The organism is Flavobacterium frigoritolerans (assembly GCF_025847275.1).
Taxonomy (GTDB): Bacteria; Bacteroidota; Bacteroidia; order Flavobacteriales; family Flavobacteriaceae; genus Flavobacterium; species Flavobacterium frigoritolerans.
Genome location: NZ_JAOZEV010000023.1, coordinates 1 through 16,448 on the forward strand (window position 1 = coordinate 1; position 16,448 = coordinate 16,448).

At 31.9% G+C, this 16,448-nt stretch carries 12 protein-coding genes; 6 read left to right on the forward strand and 6 right to left on the reverse strand.

The window, feature by feature from the left end:
* Positions 1–13: 13 nt before the first annotated feature.
* On the reverse strand, positions 14–1,414 hold the full coding sequence (mnmE, locus tag OIU80_RS19200) for a tRNA uridine-5-carboxymethylaminomethyl(34) synthesis GTPase MnmE (RefSeq protein ID WP_264288591.1): 1,401 nt from the start codon (positions 1,412–1,414) through the stop codon (positions 14–16).
* 364 nt (positions 1,415–1,778) lie between these two features.
* Between mnmE and OIU80_RS19205 the strand changes: the two genes are divergently transcribed.
* Together OIU80_RS19205 and OIU80_RS19210 are read left to right on the forward strand one after the other, a co-directional pair.
* Positions 1,779–2,612 (forward strand): universal stress protein, encoded by an 834-nt coding sequence (locus OIU80_RS19205; RefSeq protein WP_264288613.1) that lies wholly within the window; start codon positions 1,779–1,781, stop codon positions 2,610–2,612.
* Between the two features lie 381 nt (positions 2,613–2,993).
* Complete coding sequence (locus OIU80_RS19210; RefSeq protein WP_264288592.1) at positions 2,994–4,766, forward strand: MutS-related protein; 1,773 nt, start codon at positions 2,994–2,996, stop codon at positions 4,764–4,766.
* A 516-nt stretch (positions 4,767–5,282) separates the two neighbouring features.
* On the opposite strand, the gene dnaN is transcribed toward OIU80_RS19210, so the two are convergent.
* The 5 genes from dnaN to OIU80_RS19235 all read right to left on the reverse strand — a co-directional run bounded on the left by dnaN (position 5,283) and on the right by OIU80_RS19235 (position 10,492).
* Entirely contained in the window at positions 5,283–6,401 is a 1,119-nt protein-coding gene (gene dnaN, locus OIU80_RS19215; protein WP_195738381.1) for a DNA polymerase III subunit beta, read from the reverse strand.
* 108 nt (positions 6,402–6,509) lie between these two features.
* Entirely contained in the window at positions 6,510–8,195 is a 1,686-nt protein-coding gene (gldG, locus tag OIU80_RS19220) for a gliding motility-associated ABC transporter substrate-binding protein GldG (protein ID WP_264288593.1), read from the reverse strand.
* On the reverse strand, positions 8,195–8,920 hold the full coding sequence (gene gldF, locus OIU80_RS19225; protein WP_264288594.1) for a gliding motility-associated ABC transporter permease subunit GldF: 726 nt from the start codon (positions 8,918–8,920) through the stop codon (positions 8,195–8,197). Before gldF ends, gldG begins: the two co-directional genes overlap by 1 nt.
* A 181-nt stretch (positions 8,921–9,101) precedes the next feature.
* Positions 9,102–9,398, reverse strand: a complete 297-nt coding sequence (locus OIU80_RS19230) for a putative quinol monooxygenase (protein ID WP_264288595.1) — start codon at positions 9,396–9,398, stop codon at positions 9,102–9,104.
* Positions 9,399–9,664: 266 nt separating this feature from the next.
* Complete coding sequence (locus OIU80_RS19235) at positions 9,665–10,492, reverse strand: SAM hydrolase/SAM-dependent halogenase family protein (RefSeq protein ID WP_264288614.1); 828 nt, start codon at positions 10,490–10,492, stop codon at positions 9,665–9,667.
* Between the two features lie 306 nt (positions 10,493–10,798).
* On the opposite strand from OIU80_RS19235, the gene OIU80_RS19240 reads away from it, so the two are divergent.
* The 4 genes from OIU80_RS19240 to OIU80_RS19255 all read left to right on the forward strand — a co-directional run bounded on the left by OIU80_RS19240 (position 10,799) and on the right by OIU80_RS19255 (position 16,390).
* Positions 10,799–11,749 (forward strand): PhoH family protein, encoded by a 951-nt coding sequence (locus tag OIU80_RS19240; protein ID WP_264288596.1) that lies wholly within the window; start codon positions 10,799–10,801, stop codon positions 11,747–11,749.
* 163 nt (positions 11,750–11,912) lie between these two features.
* Positions 11,913–12,815 (forward strand): DUF4393 domain-containing protein, encoded by a 903-nt coding sequence (locus OIU80_RS19245; RefSeq protein ID WP_264288597.1) that lies wholly within the window; start codon positions 11,913–11,915, stop codon positions 12,813–12,815.
* 154 nt (positions 12,816–12,969) lie between these two features.
* Positions 12,970–13,803, forward strand: coding sequence for a Cof-type HAD-IIB family hydrolase (locus OIU80_RS19250; RefSeq protein WP_264288598.1), 834 nt, complete (start codon positions 12,970–12,972; stop codon positions 13,801–13,803).
* 235 nt (positions 13,804–14,038) lie between these two features.
* Positions 14,039–16,390 (forward strand): S9 family peptidase, encoded by a 2,352-nt coding sequence (locus OIU80_RS19255; protein WP_264288599.1) that lies wholly within the window; start codon positions 14,039–14,041, stop codon positions 16,388–16,390.
* Positions 16,391–16,448 lie beyond the last annotated feature (58 nt).

The window sequence follows — 16,448 nt, forward strand, 5'->3', positions numbered from 1 at the left end:
TTATTTTGTCTATCTATTTTCCGATGCAAAAATTAGCAAAAATGTTCCCAAGCAATTCGTCATTTGATACTTGACCAGTAATCAATCCAAATTGGTATAAAGCTTCGCGAATATCAAGAGCCATAAGGTCGCTAGAAAGATTGGTTTCGAGACCGTATTTTACTTTTTGAATTTCATCTAGAGCTTTAAGTAAAGAATCATAATGCCTTGTGTTTGTTACGATTGTTTCATTATTTCGTAAAGCTCCGGTATTAACAAAAGAAAGTAGTTGATTTTTTAATTCATCAACGCCAATATTCTCTTTAGCACTTAAAAATAACTGTTTAAGGTTTAAAGTTTCAAGTTGTTTGCGAATATTCTGAAGTTCTTCTTCAGTTAGTTGATCTATTTTATTGCAGACAATTAAAATTTGTTTTAAAGGATATTTATTTTTTATTTTCTCTATTTCAACTATAAACGAGTTACTTGAGGCTTTAAACTTTAAGCTATCCATTAAGTAAATAACGAGTTGCGCTTGTTCAATTTTTTCAAAAGTTTTCTTGATTCCAATGCTTTCTACATAATCAACAGTTTCGCGAATACCAGCAGTATCTATAAATCTAAAACCGATTCCGCCAATAACCAATTCATCTTCGATAGTATCACGAGTTGTTCCAGCAATCTCAGAAACAATGGCGCGTTCTTCGTTTAATAAAGAGTTTAATAAAGTCGATTTCCCAACATTAGGCTCACCAACAATAGCAACAGGAATTCCGTTCTTGATTACATTTCCAACAGCAAAAGAGTCAATTAAACGTTTCAAGACAAATTCAATGCGATTCAGTAATTCATGAAATTGACTTCTGTCAGCAAATTCAACATCCTCTTCGGCAAAGTCCAATTCGAGTTCGATAAGCGAAGCAAAATTTAATAATTCCTCACGAAGTTTAGCTATTTCATTACTAAAACCACCACGCATTTGCTGCATGGCAATTTGATGAGAAGCTTCATTATCAGACGAAATTAAATCGGCTACTGCCTCGGCTTGAGATAAATCTAGTTTTCCGTTTAAGAAAGCACGAAGTGTAAATTCACCAGGATCAGCCATTCGACAGCCTTTTCGAAGCAATAATTGTATGATTTGTTGTTGGATATACGTAGAGCCGTGACAAGAAATTTCGATAGTATTTTCGCCAGTATAAGAGTTTGGACCTTTAAATACCGAAACCAAAACTTCATCAAGGGTTTTCGAATCATCTACAATATGACCTAGATGCAAAGTATGAGTTTTCTGCTTAGTTAAATCCTTGTTTTTAATAGATTGAAAAACACCGTTACCAATTGTAATGGCATCGCTACCCGAAATTCGGATTATGGCTATTGCTCCAGCTCCCGAAGGTGTTGCCAGTGCTACTATAGAATCTTGATTTATCATGGTGCAAAGGTATAAAAAAAGGCTAGAAGTTCCGAAAGGGGTATTTGTATAAAAAGTATGTTTATTATGCATGTTTGTAATAGCACTTATTAAAAATATAAAGCATGCAGATTAAGCAGATTTGTGCAGAACTTTTAGGAGATAATTAACCGCAAAGAACACAGTCCTGATTGCTATCGGAATACACAAGTTTCGCAAAGCTATAAAATATGAATTGTGAGAACTGAGGTAACTGCACATTGCAACTAAAACCAAAGTGCTTACTTTAACAAATTGTAAAATGTTAAATAACTGATAATTGTCATGTCAAAAAGGTCGTTTTATGGCTAAATTTGAGAAACTAACATTTAATCTAAATAATGCGATGAAAAGAATATTATTCCCCACCGATTTCTCTGAAGTAGCTACAAATGCATTTGTACATGCTTTAGAATTTGCAAAACAGGTTAAAGGCGAGCTCATTTTACTACACACATTTGAGATTCCAGTTTATGATAGCCAATTTTTCCCAGAGAATTTTGCAATTATATATAATTCATTAGAGTTGGCTAAATTTGAAATGTTTAAAGATGAAATCCCAAAATTGCGACAAATTGCAGCAGAACGTAAGCTCGATGATATTGTGATGAACCATCGCTTGATGGATGGTGATTTAGTTTACAATATGAAAAAAGCCATTAAGGAAGATAAAATAGACTTTGTAGTAATGGGAACTTCGGGCGTAGCAGGTTGGAATACTTTTTTCTTAGGAACAAATACTGATGCAGTGATATCAGGTGTTGAAGTACCAATTTTATGTGTACCTGTAGAATCCAAATTTAATAAAGTAAAAACCATTGGATTCACAACGCGTTATCGCGAGAAAGACAAAAAAGAACTTCGTAAAGTTTTGACTATAGCCAAAAAAATGAATGCTAAAATTAAATGTCTCTATGTAAAAACGCAGAACTCAGATGTTACTGATGCAACAATTAAAGAATGGGAAAATGACTTTAAAGAAGAACCAGTTCAGTTTTTGGTGCTTCCATGTGAAGAAGTTAAAGAAACAATTCTAGATTTTGTATTGTATAAAGACATTGATATATTAGCAATGATTGCTTATAAACGAAGCTTCTTCGAAAGTTTGTTTAGTCCTAGTTTTACTAAAAAACTAACAAAGGATATTGCAATTCCGGTTTTGATTATGCACGAACAATAGTTTTGTATTGATTTGCGAATAAAGGAACGCGGATGAAACTGATTTGCAAAAGTAAAGGCACGGATTTTAAATGGTCAAAAGGTAATCCGTTTAATATGTAACTAAAAATGATTTAACACATAGAGATATAGTTTTTGGATCTATAATAAAGTCGTTCTACTCTTAATTATTAAATCACAATAGAAGACTATGAGAAAAAGCATTACTTTCTTAGATTACCTATTTTGTGAAATTTAATCTATGTTACTATGTGTTAAAATTGTCGCAAAACCCGCTTTTAATTATAAGTAATATTCCTAGTATTTAAAGTAGTTATTTCGTTGCTGTAAACTTATATTTGTATTTAATATAATTTCTAAAAGGAATAATTACTTTAAATCAATGGAACAGTATCAAAAAAATAGCAATAGTTATTCAAACGCTTTAAATACAATCAATAAAAAATACAATAGCATTAGTTTATTACGACTTTTAAGTATTGTTTTATGTTTTGTTTTAGGATATTATTATATCAAGACAGACGCTTCAGTATATCTTATTACTGCAGTTTTATCATTCTTAGGTTTTGTTGTTTTAATGCGTATTCATTCAGCTTTATCTTTTCAAAAGAAACTTACCGAGGCGCTTTTAAAAATAAATAAAAACGAGATTACTTTTCTAAAAAGAGAAAAATTACCTTTCGAAAACGGGCAGGAGTTTATCGACTTTCAGCATCCTTATGCATACGATTTAGATATTTTTGGAGATCATTCTTTGTTTCAAAGTCTTAATAGAACAGGGACTTTTGTTGGAAAAAAGACATTGGCAAACCAGTTATTACATAATTTGCCTAATAACGAAATTGCTCAAAATCAAGAAGCAATACATGAACTGAAATCAAAGTTAGATTGGCGTCAGGAATTTTTAGCACTGGCAATAATAGGACAAGATACTAAAGAAGCATATCAGGCATTATTAAAATGGAAGGATGGTCATAGTGCTCCATTTTCAAAAGTAATGTCAATATTGATGTATGCTTTGCCTGCTATTTTTGGCGCATTAGTAATTGCATATTTCGTAACATCTAATGTGGTGTTTATATCGTATCTGTCTTTTGCTTTTGTTTTAAATACAACAGTTTTTGGCATGTTTTTTAAAAGAATTCAAACAGAAATAGCCAAAGCAGAAAATATTGATAAAATTATTAAGCAGTATGGTTTATTGGTTAAGGAAATTGAAAACGAAACTTTTAAGTCAGATAAGTTAGTTGACCTGCAAAAAAAATTGGTTTATAAAAATGCGAAAGCCAGTGTTCATTTAAAACAATTATCGGAGTTGTTTTCAAACATGGATACAATCAATAATTTCGTAACCGCATTATTATTTAACGGAATCTTCTTATTCAATATTCATGTTTTAAAAAATCTTTTAAATTGGAAAAAGAATCATGCTGCTGTTTTAGAAGAATGGTTGGATGTTATAGGTGAATTTGAAATGCTGAATAGCTTAGCTAACTTTTCATATAATAATGAAGATTTTGTATTTCCAGAGCTAAACACTGATTTTAAAATTGGTTTCTCTAATCTGAGTCATCCATTACTAAATCCTGAAACTAGAGTAGGGAATGAGGTGAAATTTTTCCCTGAATCGTTTATGATATTAACGGGATCAAATATGTCTGGGAAAAGCACTTTTTTACGCAGCTTAGGGATCAATATGGTTTTAGGAGGAATAGGCTCTGTAGTGTGCGCTAATAAGGCTACAATGCATCCGTTACCAGTTTTGGTTTCTATGAGACTATCAGATTCTTTGTCAGATAGTGAATCCTACTTTTTTGCCGAAATAAAACGTTTAAAGCAAATCATGGATGCATTAGAGGATAAACCTGCTTTTGTGCTCTTAGATGAGATTTTAAGAGGTACTAACTCTGATGATAAACGTAACGGAACTATCGAAGTGGTAAAAAAGATCATTGCAAAAAAAGCAATCGGTGCTATTGCAACACACGATATCGAAGTATGTTTAACAACTAATGATTATCCTGATGTTTTAACAAACCAATGCTTTGAGGTTGAAATTAAGAATAACGAATTGCATTTTGACTTTATACTTCGTGAAGGAATTTGTAAAAATAAAAGCGCTACTTTCTTAATGCAAAAAATGGGAGTGATATAGGGAGATAATAGAGGCTAGATTTACAGATGCAAGACTGACAGAATTTAGACTTAGATGCAAGACAAATAGATTAAAATTATAAATTTAGAGTAAACACTATATATAGAGTAAAAGCTAAATATTTTTATGAGTGTGTAGTTTAGTGGTGACATCTTAGTTGAAGTTGTAGGCCACTAAACTTAGTCTTAATTTACTCTTGTTATTCTTTGTACAATCTTTTCTCAAACTTGTCATCCCGAGGCAACGAGGGAACTTCACGAGGAACTCCATCATCTTTGTCTAGCCGCCTCATGAAGATTCTTCGACTCCGCTCAGAAAGACAATATTGGGAAACTTAGTACCTCCTTGTGAGCCTTTGCGAAAGAGCTCTCTAAACAACATAAAAAAACCGCAGTTTCAAAAGAAGCAGCGGTTTTTTAAGTATAAAAATGGTTGGTTAATAGCGTAATTGTTATGCAATAATAAGTATTATATTTGAATATCAAAAATCTAATATAACAAAAACATAATTAAATGTTAACTATTTAGCATGACCGGCATAACCAACATGGTTACAGTTTCTCCATCTTCTAAACCATCTACAGGAGTCAGGATTCCCGCTCTGTTTGGTAAAGACATTTCAAGCATTATCATATCCGACTGTAAGTTGGTCAACATTTCGGTAAGGAAACGGGAGTTAAATCCAATTTGCAAGTCATCACCTTGGTAATCACAAGTCAATCTTTCTTCGGCTTTGTTTGAGTAATCAATATCTTCGGCAGAAACATTTAATTCTGCTCCAGCAATTTTTAAACGAATTTGGTGTGTAGTTTTATTAGAGAAAATCGCCACACGACGTACTGAACTTAAAAATAAAGAACGGTCAATCATTAATTTGTTTGGGTTCTCTTTTGGAATTACAGCTTCGTAATTTGGATATTTCCCATCAATTAAACGACACATTAAAATGTAGTTGTCAAACGAGAAAGTAGCATTAGAATCGTTGTATTCAATTTTTACTTCAGCATCAGAAGTTCCTAGAATACTTTTTAAGATATTCAAAGGTTTCTTTGGCATAATAAAATCAGCAACTTGAGATGCTTTTACATCTGTACGAGCATATTTTACTAATTTATGAGCATCTGTAGCAACGAATATTAATCCTTCTGGTGAAAACTGGAAGAATACTCCTGACATAACAGGACGTAAATCGTCGTTACCAGCAGCAAATATCGTTTTACTAATAGCTGTTGCTAAAACATCCGAAGGAACAAGAGTTACTGAAGGATCTTCTAGGTTTACAGATTTTGGAAATTCTTCTCCAGCTGCATACGCCAAAGCATATTTTCCAGAGTTAGAACTAATTTCTACAGTATTATTGTCTTCAACAGTAAAAGTTAAAGGTTGTTCTGGAAATGTTTTAAGGATTTCAAGTAATAATTTTGCAGGTATTGCAACACTTCCTTTGCTTGTAGAATCAATCGCTAAAGTTGCAGACATCGTCGTTTCAAGATCCGATGAAGAAACTGTTAATTCATTATTGTCTAATTCAAATAGAAAGTTGTCTAAAATAGGTAACGTATTGTTACTATTGATTACACTACCTAAAACTTGTAATTGCTTTAATAAGTACGAACTCGATACTATAAATTTCATCTCTTTTGTTTTATTTTTTGGTATATATTTTAGCTTGATTAATGACTAGAATACATTTTTACAAATATATCGTAAACAATCCTAGTATCCCAAATTTTTTATTAACATCTATTTGCTGTATTTTCTTTTGCGAAGGAAAGTAAATGCAAGCCCAAAGACTAATAAAATTAGAATTGGTAGTCCGATAGTTATGAATTGCGTAATGCTATACTCTTGATAAACTTTTTCCTTATCCAATAAAGGTAAGTTCAGATCCTTACTTCTAATGTTAATAAGTCCTGTGTCATCCAGCAAATAATTAACGCAATTCATCAGAAAATCTTTGTTGTCATATAAATTTCCAGAACGCTGATCGTAACCTAATTCTACAGGAGTTAAGTTTTTGTCTAATTGATTGCGGACTAAATCACCATCAGAAATTACAATCATTTTGGTTGCTTTGCCTTTAGTCAGAAAAGTTTTTTGTTCAAAAGGCAAAACACGATTTTCATACATCGAATGGAAATCTCCTTCTAGTAAAACAGATAAAGGAATATTTCCTTTGTTTATGTAATCATTTGGCGAAGTTTCTTCGGTAACAATATTCAGGTTGATTTCGGCAGGAGTACCAATTTTTTTAGAATAAGGTGATGATTGCAAAAGCACTGTTTTTTTAATACCATTTTTTAAGGTATCGATTGGGTTTGCAAAGTCAAATTTAATTCCACCTAAATTTTTCACAATTGGATGTTTGCTTTCAGGATAAACCTGAGGAGCATATTTCCAGTTAAATTGTTGGTATTGAGTAGCACTTCCTTGTTCTCCCGAAGCCAGTTTAATAGGGCTTCCACGTTCGTCTTTAACCAAATCAGGGGTAATTCTGAAACCGTATTTAAAGAACATATCATTAAGATTCAAATCTCTTGGAAAAGCCAGCGTTGCACCAGATTGGTTGTATAAACTGTCCATTTCGGCATTTACCTGATCAACAAGCCACAATGTTTTTCCACCATTAATGATAAACTGATCCAGCACTTGTTTCTCGCTATCAGTAAAAGCTTCGGTAGGTTTAGCGATAATAGCTAAATCATATTTTTTTAAAGCATCTAAAGTACCAATAGGGTTTTTGGCAACAGAATCTAGGGTAAACGGACCAATGTGGTAGCTTTCGCGAATTTGCATCAGGAATTTCGCCATGAAAATCTCTTTCATTTCGCCATTTCCTTTTATGATAGCTACCTTTTTTTGTTTCTCTTTTGTTATTTTATTAAAAGCATCGGCAATCGAATATTCTAAATGCTGCACTGAGCCAATTACTTTTTGAGTAGTCGAAGCGCCCATTTGGTTTTTTAATAAAGGAATATTAACCTCTTTATTATTGTATGTTGCAATTGCCCAAGGGAAAACCATAGCTTGGGATTGTTTTCCTTTGTCATCAACAGTTATGTTTATAGGAGTAAGCCCTTTTCGATACAATTCTTTAATTATATCCATACTTTCGTCTTCGTTTTCCATAGGATTAACAAATTCAAAATATATGTTTTTGTTATACACTTGAAACTCTTCTAATAATTGTTGTGTTTCTAGTTGTAGACGTTTAAACTCAGGAGGTAAATCGCCTTGCATATAAATTTTTATAGACAGCGGATTGTGAACCTGCTTGATAATATTTAATGAAGTTGGCGATAAAGTATATCGTTTGTCGTTGGTTAAATCAAAACGATGAAAGATAAAAGTACCAGCAATATTCAACGCAATTAAAATCGCAATTGTAATCAGTAACGTTTTTATGTTTTTTTGAGAAGAGATTTTCATTACGATTTAAAAGATTTTAGTTGATATACAGTAAACGAAAGAAAAAGTATCGTTATACTTAAAAAATAAATTACATCGCGTGTATCAATTACACCTCGACTCATACTTTTAAAATGATTTTGCATTCCCAATGATGAAATAAAACTCATAGTACTAGGAACAATTGAGGATAAACCTTCAAAACCAAAATAGAAAAGGAAACATAAAAATACTGCTATAATAAAAGCTACGATTTGATTCTCGGATAATGTAGAAGTAAAAACTCCGATGGCAGTATAAGCCGCAATCAGAAATAATAATCCAAAATAAGAACCAATTGTACTTCCCATATCGATATTACCTTCTGGTAATCCTAAACTTGAAATTACTTTTATATATATGAATGTTGGAATAATTGACATTATGATTAAAAGCAACGAACCAATAAATTTTCCGTTTACAATTTGCCAAATGCTTAAAGGTTTTGTAAGTAACAACTCGATTGTACCTTGTTTCTTTTCATCTGAAAAACTACGCATAGTAACAGCAGGAATTAAGAAAGTTAAAATCCATGGTGCCAAAGTGAAAAATGGAGTAAGATCGGCAAAACCAGTATTCAGGATATTATATTCTCCTTGAAAAACCCATAAGAATAGGCCATTACTAATCAGGAAAATAGCAATGACAAGATAGCCAATGGGAGATCCGAAAAAGGATTTTATTTCTCGTAAAACAATTGATTTCATTTATTTTTTTTGTTTAATCGTTGATTTTGTTAATTGTTAGATTTTGTTTCAAATTCTATTTTTTGGTTTCAAGTTTCAGGTTTCAAGTTGTAAACTGAGACTACAAACTGGGATTTTCAACTGTAATTACCCTTCGACTCCGCTCAGGATGACACTGAAAACTGCGACTGCAAACTGCAAACTAGTTCAAGCTTACCAGTTTGTCTACGCTCCACGCTTCTGGTTTGGCATTAAATAAGGTTTTAGTAAATGTCCAAACGGTATTAAAAAGTTCAGATTGGCGATAGTTTTCCAAGTCAGCTTCGGTTTCCCAGTAGCTATAAGTGAAAAATATATTTTTATTGTCTTTATCTTGGTACAATTCTAAAAAACGATTTCCGGGAGCATTTCGTATTTTGTTTTTCACACCATCAAAATTTTCCATGAAAGCAGGGATTTTATCTTCGTGGAAACTCATTTTTACTATTCGAACAAACATTTTTATAATTTTAGATTTTAGTCCCAATAGTTATTGGGGTAAATTTTATATTGAGAAATGGCTTATATGCGCGCAAAAATACCAAATTAGATTGTTCTTTTTATTATAAAAAAAATAATGCTTTCTTAATTTTTGTCATTTTGAAGCAGCAGGTATTACACTTGTAGTCACAATACTGAAATATTAGATTTAATTTGTCTATTTGCTACCGCTTGAGCTTTCTTTGTTAAAATGATAAGCGCTGTAAAATCTATGAATTAAATTCATTAATGGAATTTTATAGTTATCACATCTCTATAATTTAAACCCAAAAGACTGTTTGCAGAACCTACTTTTGAAGGATTACTTCTAAAAATGGCGATTTCCAGAAAGCCCGCTTCATTAAAGATAGCTAGTTTCTCTCCTTCATAGGTTTTAATAGGATATTTGTCTGAACTGGCTATTGCCGAATAATTAGGCAGAATGGTTTTGATGCTTTTTGGTTTCATCACAATCTCATATGGACGACCTCTTGCTATTTTTAAAAAGTGATTTTTAGTAATGTTCGTTACAACGTTTCCAAAATGATCAATATAAATTACATATCCTTTAATTGAATTTCCGTCGTTGGCAACTACAGCCTGTAATTCTGTAACTTCTTTAATTGCTGGGATTTCTTTACCAATAACATTTAGTAAACCGCCTTTGGCAATGTGACAGGCAACTTGTATAAAAATATCTAGATCTGTTGACTCTACAGGAAAACGATCATGAATATTGATAGCAACAATTTTTTGAGGAACAATCTTTTGCGTAAGCATACTTAATATACCATTATCAGCACAAATAAAGTAATGATCGTTCCATTGCATAGCAATATGCTGGTTCTCTTTATTGCGTTCTATATCAACACCTATAAGATGTACCGTTCCTTTTGGGAAGCTAAAGTAAGAGGAACCAATAATATAACTCGCCTCGGTAGTATTAAACGGATCGATGTCATGCGAAATATCTACAATTGTAGCTTCGGAATATTCGGATAATATTTTCCCTTTCAGCGCGCCTACAAAGTGGTCTTTTAAGCCGTAATCGGTGGTAAGGGTAATTATTGACATCATTTTGTTTATAACTATTGATAGTATTTAAATCTAATTTTTATTAAATTTGAGAAATGCAAAGCTAATAATAGTAAACGCAAAAAAGAAGGAAAGAAAAGATAAATTATAATAATAATCTCAGGTTTCAGTCGCAGTCACGGTATTCAGTTTCAGATTGTAAATTGAGTATTTAGATTATGAAAAATAAATAAGATTTCGTAGAAATTGTAAACAGGCACTGAAAACCGAGAATGAAAACGAAAAGAGAACCCGACAGCCATTTGATTTATAAAAAAAATTAATTTTAATTTAAAACTACCTCATTTGAACGAAAGAATAATCGAGCTCATAGACATCGCTCCAAAAGACTTTTGGGGCGCTCAAGACACTCATCTTGAAATAATCAAAAAGTATTACCCAAAGCTTAAAATAGTAGCAAGAGGGACTACTTTAAAAGCGTTCGGCGAAAAAGAAGTCTTAGATGAATTCGAAAAAAGATTTCAAAGATTAATGCTCCATTTTACACGATACAACAACATTGATGATAATGTAATTGAACGTGTAATTATGAGCGATAGTCAGGATGAAAAAAAAGCATACGACCATGACAAAATTTTAGTTCATGGAGTAGGCGGTAAAATCATCAAAGCTATGACACCCAACCAGCAATTACTGGTAGATACCATTAAAAAGAATGATATGGTATTTGCTGTAGGTCCTGCTGGAACCGGAAAAACCTACACAGGTGTAGCAATGGCTGTAAAAGCACTTAAAGACAAAGAAGTAAAAAGGATCATACTTACACGACCAGCGGTAGAGGCAGGGGAGAACCTTGGTTTTTTACCAGGTGATATGAAAGAAAAACTAGATCCATATATGCAGCCTCTTTATGATGCTTTGCGCGATATGTTGCCAAATGAAAAACTCGAAGATTATATCTTAAAAGGAATTATTCAGATTGCGCCATTGGCATTTATGCGTGGACGTACACTCGATAATGCTTTTGTAATTTTGGATGAAGCACAGAACACAACACATTCTCAGATGAAAATGTTCCTGACCCGTATGGGGAAAAATGCCAAATTCATGATTACAGGAGATCCTGGTCAAGTCGATTTGCCAAGAAGAACTATTTCGGGGCTTAAAGAGGCAATATTGGTACTTAAAGATGTTGATGGCATCGGAATTATTTATCTTGATGATAAAGACATTGTGCGCCATCGATTGGTGAAAAAAGTAATCGATGCTTACAAACAAATAGAAAACAACGATTAAAATTGTCAAATGGTTTTTGCAAAATGTCAAATGTAAAACGTAAAATGTGTTTTGATATTTAAAGATATTCGTTTTATACAAATCTTTTAGAGAGTTGTGTAAAACGAATGTTTTTTTGAGTTAGATTTAATTTTAATAATAACAAATAATAGCAAAATAATAAATGTTAGAAAAAGTTTTAAATAATGTTCCGTTGAATGAGTTTTACAAAGATTTATTTGGACCGGGAATGAAGAAAGCAGGACAAGCATTAGAGACAGTAATAGATGGAGCAAATTTAATTTTACTTCCTTTAAAGCTTGTAAATGCAAAATCAAGAATTTATTTTGATAAAAATATAAAGAGATATTCAGATAAAATAAATTCAAATTCAGGATATACTTTATCAGTAGTACCTAAATATGTCGGATTGCCAATTTTAGATAAGTTAACATATCTTGATGAGAATGAACTTTCGGAAACATTTATAAATTTATTGACAAAAGCTTCATTTGAAGAAACGTTAAAATTCGTTCATCCAGCATATTTGTCTATTTTAGAAAGACTTTCTGTTGATGAAGCAAAAATTTTATTTTATTATAAAAATCAATCTTTTATTCCTTTCGTAGATATGTATGTTCATAAATATGTTGAGAAAATAAAAAAACCTGATTATTTTGATAGTAAAGAATCTAAATCAGCTGAGCAAATAAAGCTAATGATAGAATATTCTACTCAGAATAAAGAGAGCATTTACATAAAATTATATGAAAATCTTTCAGGAATTGAAAATGAGGTTGAATTATTATTCCCTAAAAATATTCAATTATACATTGAAAATCTAGCTTTAAATGGGCTGATTAAGTTTGAACGAATTCTTCATCATAAAGATTACTTAGAAAAGTATAGAGAACTCATTAATAAAGATTATAAAGACATATATGAGGAGTCTAGTAAAAGTATAAATGGGATTAGAGAAGGCAAAGTTGATGAAATAGAATTAGCATTAGATGTAAGGAAAGGATATATTGAATTTACGGAATTAGGTAAAGGGTTTTTGAACGCTTGTATAAAAGAAATTGAGTAAAAAGTATAAAAATAATTTCAGCATGAAACTGTTTTGAAGTTTAGTGTTAAATAAATAATAAACTTGCTATATTTTTGACTTTTATGACCGTGGGTCTTTGCTCTTCTGAGCTTAAAACGATAAATTTGTAAATCATAAATATTTGATACTTAATATGAATTCAGAATCTAAAAAAATAAAAGTAATAATTACCGATTTAGATGGTACATTACTTAATCCAGAACATAAAATTTCTTCTTATACAAAATCAGTTTTTAAAGAACTTTACGATCAAAATTATCTAATAATTGTAGCTACAGGACGTCATCATCTTGATGCGTTTGGAATTATTAATACATTAGAAATTCCAGTTTATTTGGTAAGTTCTAATGGAGCACGTATTCATTCGCCAGAGAAAAAAGAACTTTTTGCTTTTAATATTGAAAGTGAAGTTGTAAAATCGGCTTTGAGTGCAGATATCGACCCAGAAATTACTACAGTTTTGTTTAAAGAAGATGTTTGGCTTACTAATAGATTGAGCGAAAAACTTAATGCTTTTCAAGCAGATTTAGTTTATCATCCTGAATTGGTTGATTACTCAAAATTAGAAGACTACAGCGCCATAAAAATATTCTTTACACATGATAACCATGAAAAGTTGGTTGCCTTAAAAGATGTTATCTTAAGTACAAATTCAGACAAGTTACATCATGCTTTTAGCTTGCCAAACTGCCTTGAGTTTATGGATAAATCTGTAGATAAAAGTGTAGCAATTGCTAAAGTTTTAGAAAAAGAAAATGTAACTTTTGAAGAAGCAATTTCTTTTGGAGATGGATTTAATGATCTAAAAATGTTATTATCTACAGGAAAAGCACTGATTATGGGGAATGCTCCACAAAATTTAAAAAATGAGTTGTCAGATCTTGAAGTTATCGCAACAAATAGAGAAGATGGTGTAGCTAAATATTTATCTGAGAAAGTTTTAGGTAAAGTTCCGGTTACAATTTAGGATACAAAGAGAATTCATTAGTGTAATTCGCTAAAATAGTACCCAATACATAGCCTCAAACTTGTCTTTTCGATGAAAGAGAAATCTCCGAGAGTAGCTCGACAATTTTAGGATAGGATTGAGTTAGTTTCTTGTGGAAACTCCTCGTTTCTCGAGGAGCCAAGATTAGTGCTTAAAGAAAGATTTTTTTAATTGCTTTCAAAGTGTATTTTTGTGTTAATCAAATAACATAAAAATGACTAAAAATATCTTTGCAGTTGCTTTGTTGATTTTTTCAATATCAGGCAAAAGTCAGGACCTAAAGTTGGGAGAAATCATGAAAGGAGATTCCTTTGTTGGTGTTCAGCCTAGAAATCAGCATTGGAGTTTAGACGGAAAAAAGGTTTACTTCGATTGGAATCCAAATAATGACTTAGGATTAAGTACTTATTTCTGGGAAAAAGGGATGACAAAACCAGTACTTGCCCAACCAAAAGAAGCTGCATTCGCTCAACTAGATTTTAAAAGAAATGGAGCATCCGATATTGTTTATTACATCGATAATGGAGGTTTATATTCTTATTCTATAAATAATAAAGTTTCAAAAAAGTTATTCCAGCAATCGAATCCGATTTCTAATTTAGAATTGGGTTTTGAAGCTGGAATTTTATTTTTTCAGCAAAATGATAATTTATTTAAGTACAATACCAAGGAAGGCACGATTGTACAAATTTCTAACTTTAATAGCGGAGATAAAACGGAGAAGGAATCAAATAAAGATTCTTTTTTGAAAACACAACAGAAAGAATTATTCCAATTTATTAGAGATAAAGAAGCGAAGAAAGAATGGAATAATGCTAAAAAGAATAGCATTAAATCCGATTTTGCTAAAGGATATTACTATGGCAAAAAAGAGGATTTCCAAAGCCTTAAAATTAATCCGAACGGAAATTTTGCAACATTTAGCCTGATTGAAAAATTAGATGTTAGAAAAGAAAAAATGGAAGTTTTTATAACTGCCGATGGGTATAACCAATCGCCAGAGACTAAAGAAAAGGTATCTGTAGATAATTTTGTAAAGACTAGATTTGGGATTTATTCGGTAGCAAAAGATTCTGTTTATTTTGTCAATTTTTCTACGTTAAGTCATATTCAGGATGTGCCAAAATATTATGATTCGTATGAAAAGCTTAAAAATAAAGAAAAGTCAGATAAGCTAATTACTGTTCAAGCTCCTGTTTATAACGCAAGTGGTTCATTGGCTATAGCCGAAATAAGAAGTCAGGATAATAAAGACAGATGGTTAATTAGTTTGAATTTAGACAAAGGTACTTTTCAGGAAATAGAGCATCAACATGACGAAGCTTGGATTGGCGGACCTGGAATTCCATCTTATGATTTTGATTCAGGAACCTTAGGATTTCTTTCGGATAATGAAACGATTTACTTTCAATCAGAAGTTACAGGATATTCGCATTTATACACCTATAATTTAAATACTAAAAAGAAAACACAGCTTACTAATGGTAATTGGGAAGTGAGAGATGTGACTTTATCAAAAGATAAAAAGACTTTTTATTTAACAACAAACACAACGCATCCTGGTAATAGAAATTTTTACAAACTGGCTGCTGCTAATGGGGTTTTGGAGCCAATTTTAACCAAAGATGGTGCTCATGAAGTAAGCTTATCTCCAGATGAAAAAACACTATTGGTACGTTATTCGTATAAAAACAAACCGTGGGAATTGTTTATTGCAGAGAATAAAAAGAATACAACACTACAACAAATAACATCTTCGACAACAGAGGAATTTAAAAAACACCAATGGAGAGAACCAGAAGTAATTACGTTTAAGGCGCAAGATGGTACTACTGTTTATGCGAGATTATATACTCCAAAAGTAGAGAAGACTAATAAAGCGGCTATATTGTTTGTGCATGGAGCAGGATATTTGCAAAATGCACATAATTATTGGAGTAACTATCACAGAGAATATATGTTTCATAATATGTTGACCGATTTAGGTTATACTGTTTTGGATATCGATTATAGAGGTAGTGATGGTTACGGACGAGATGTTAGAACAGGAATTTATCGTTTTATGGGAGGAAAAGATTTATCGGATCAAATTGACGGAAAGAAGTATCTAGTTGATAATTACGGAATCGATGCCAATAGAGTAGGGATATACGGTGGTTCTTATGGAGGTTTTATTACCTTAATGGGAATGCTTACAACGCCGGGAGAATTTGCTTCGGGAGCTGCATTGCGTTCTGTTACGGATTGGGCACATTATAATCATGGTTATACGGGTAATATTCTTAATTTTCCCGAAACTGATCCAGATGCATACAAAAAAAGCTCTCCAATTTATTTTGCAGATAATTTAAAAGGAAACTTATTGATGCTTCATGGTATGGTCGATGATAATGTAGAATACAAGGATATTGTACGTATATCTCAACGTTTTATAGAATTAGGTAAAAAGAATTGGAGCCTTTCGTCATTTCCTGTAGAAGCGCATGGATTTAAAGAGACCTACTCTTGGATTGATGAATATGATAGAATCTTGCATTTATTTAATGAGACACTTTTGAAGAAGTAAGTTTTTTAGTTTACAGTCTCAGTGCCAGTTTCCATGCTGAGCGAAAACTGTGAGTGCA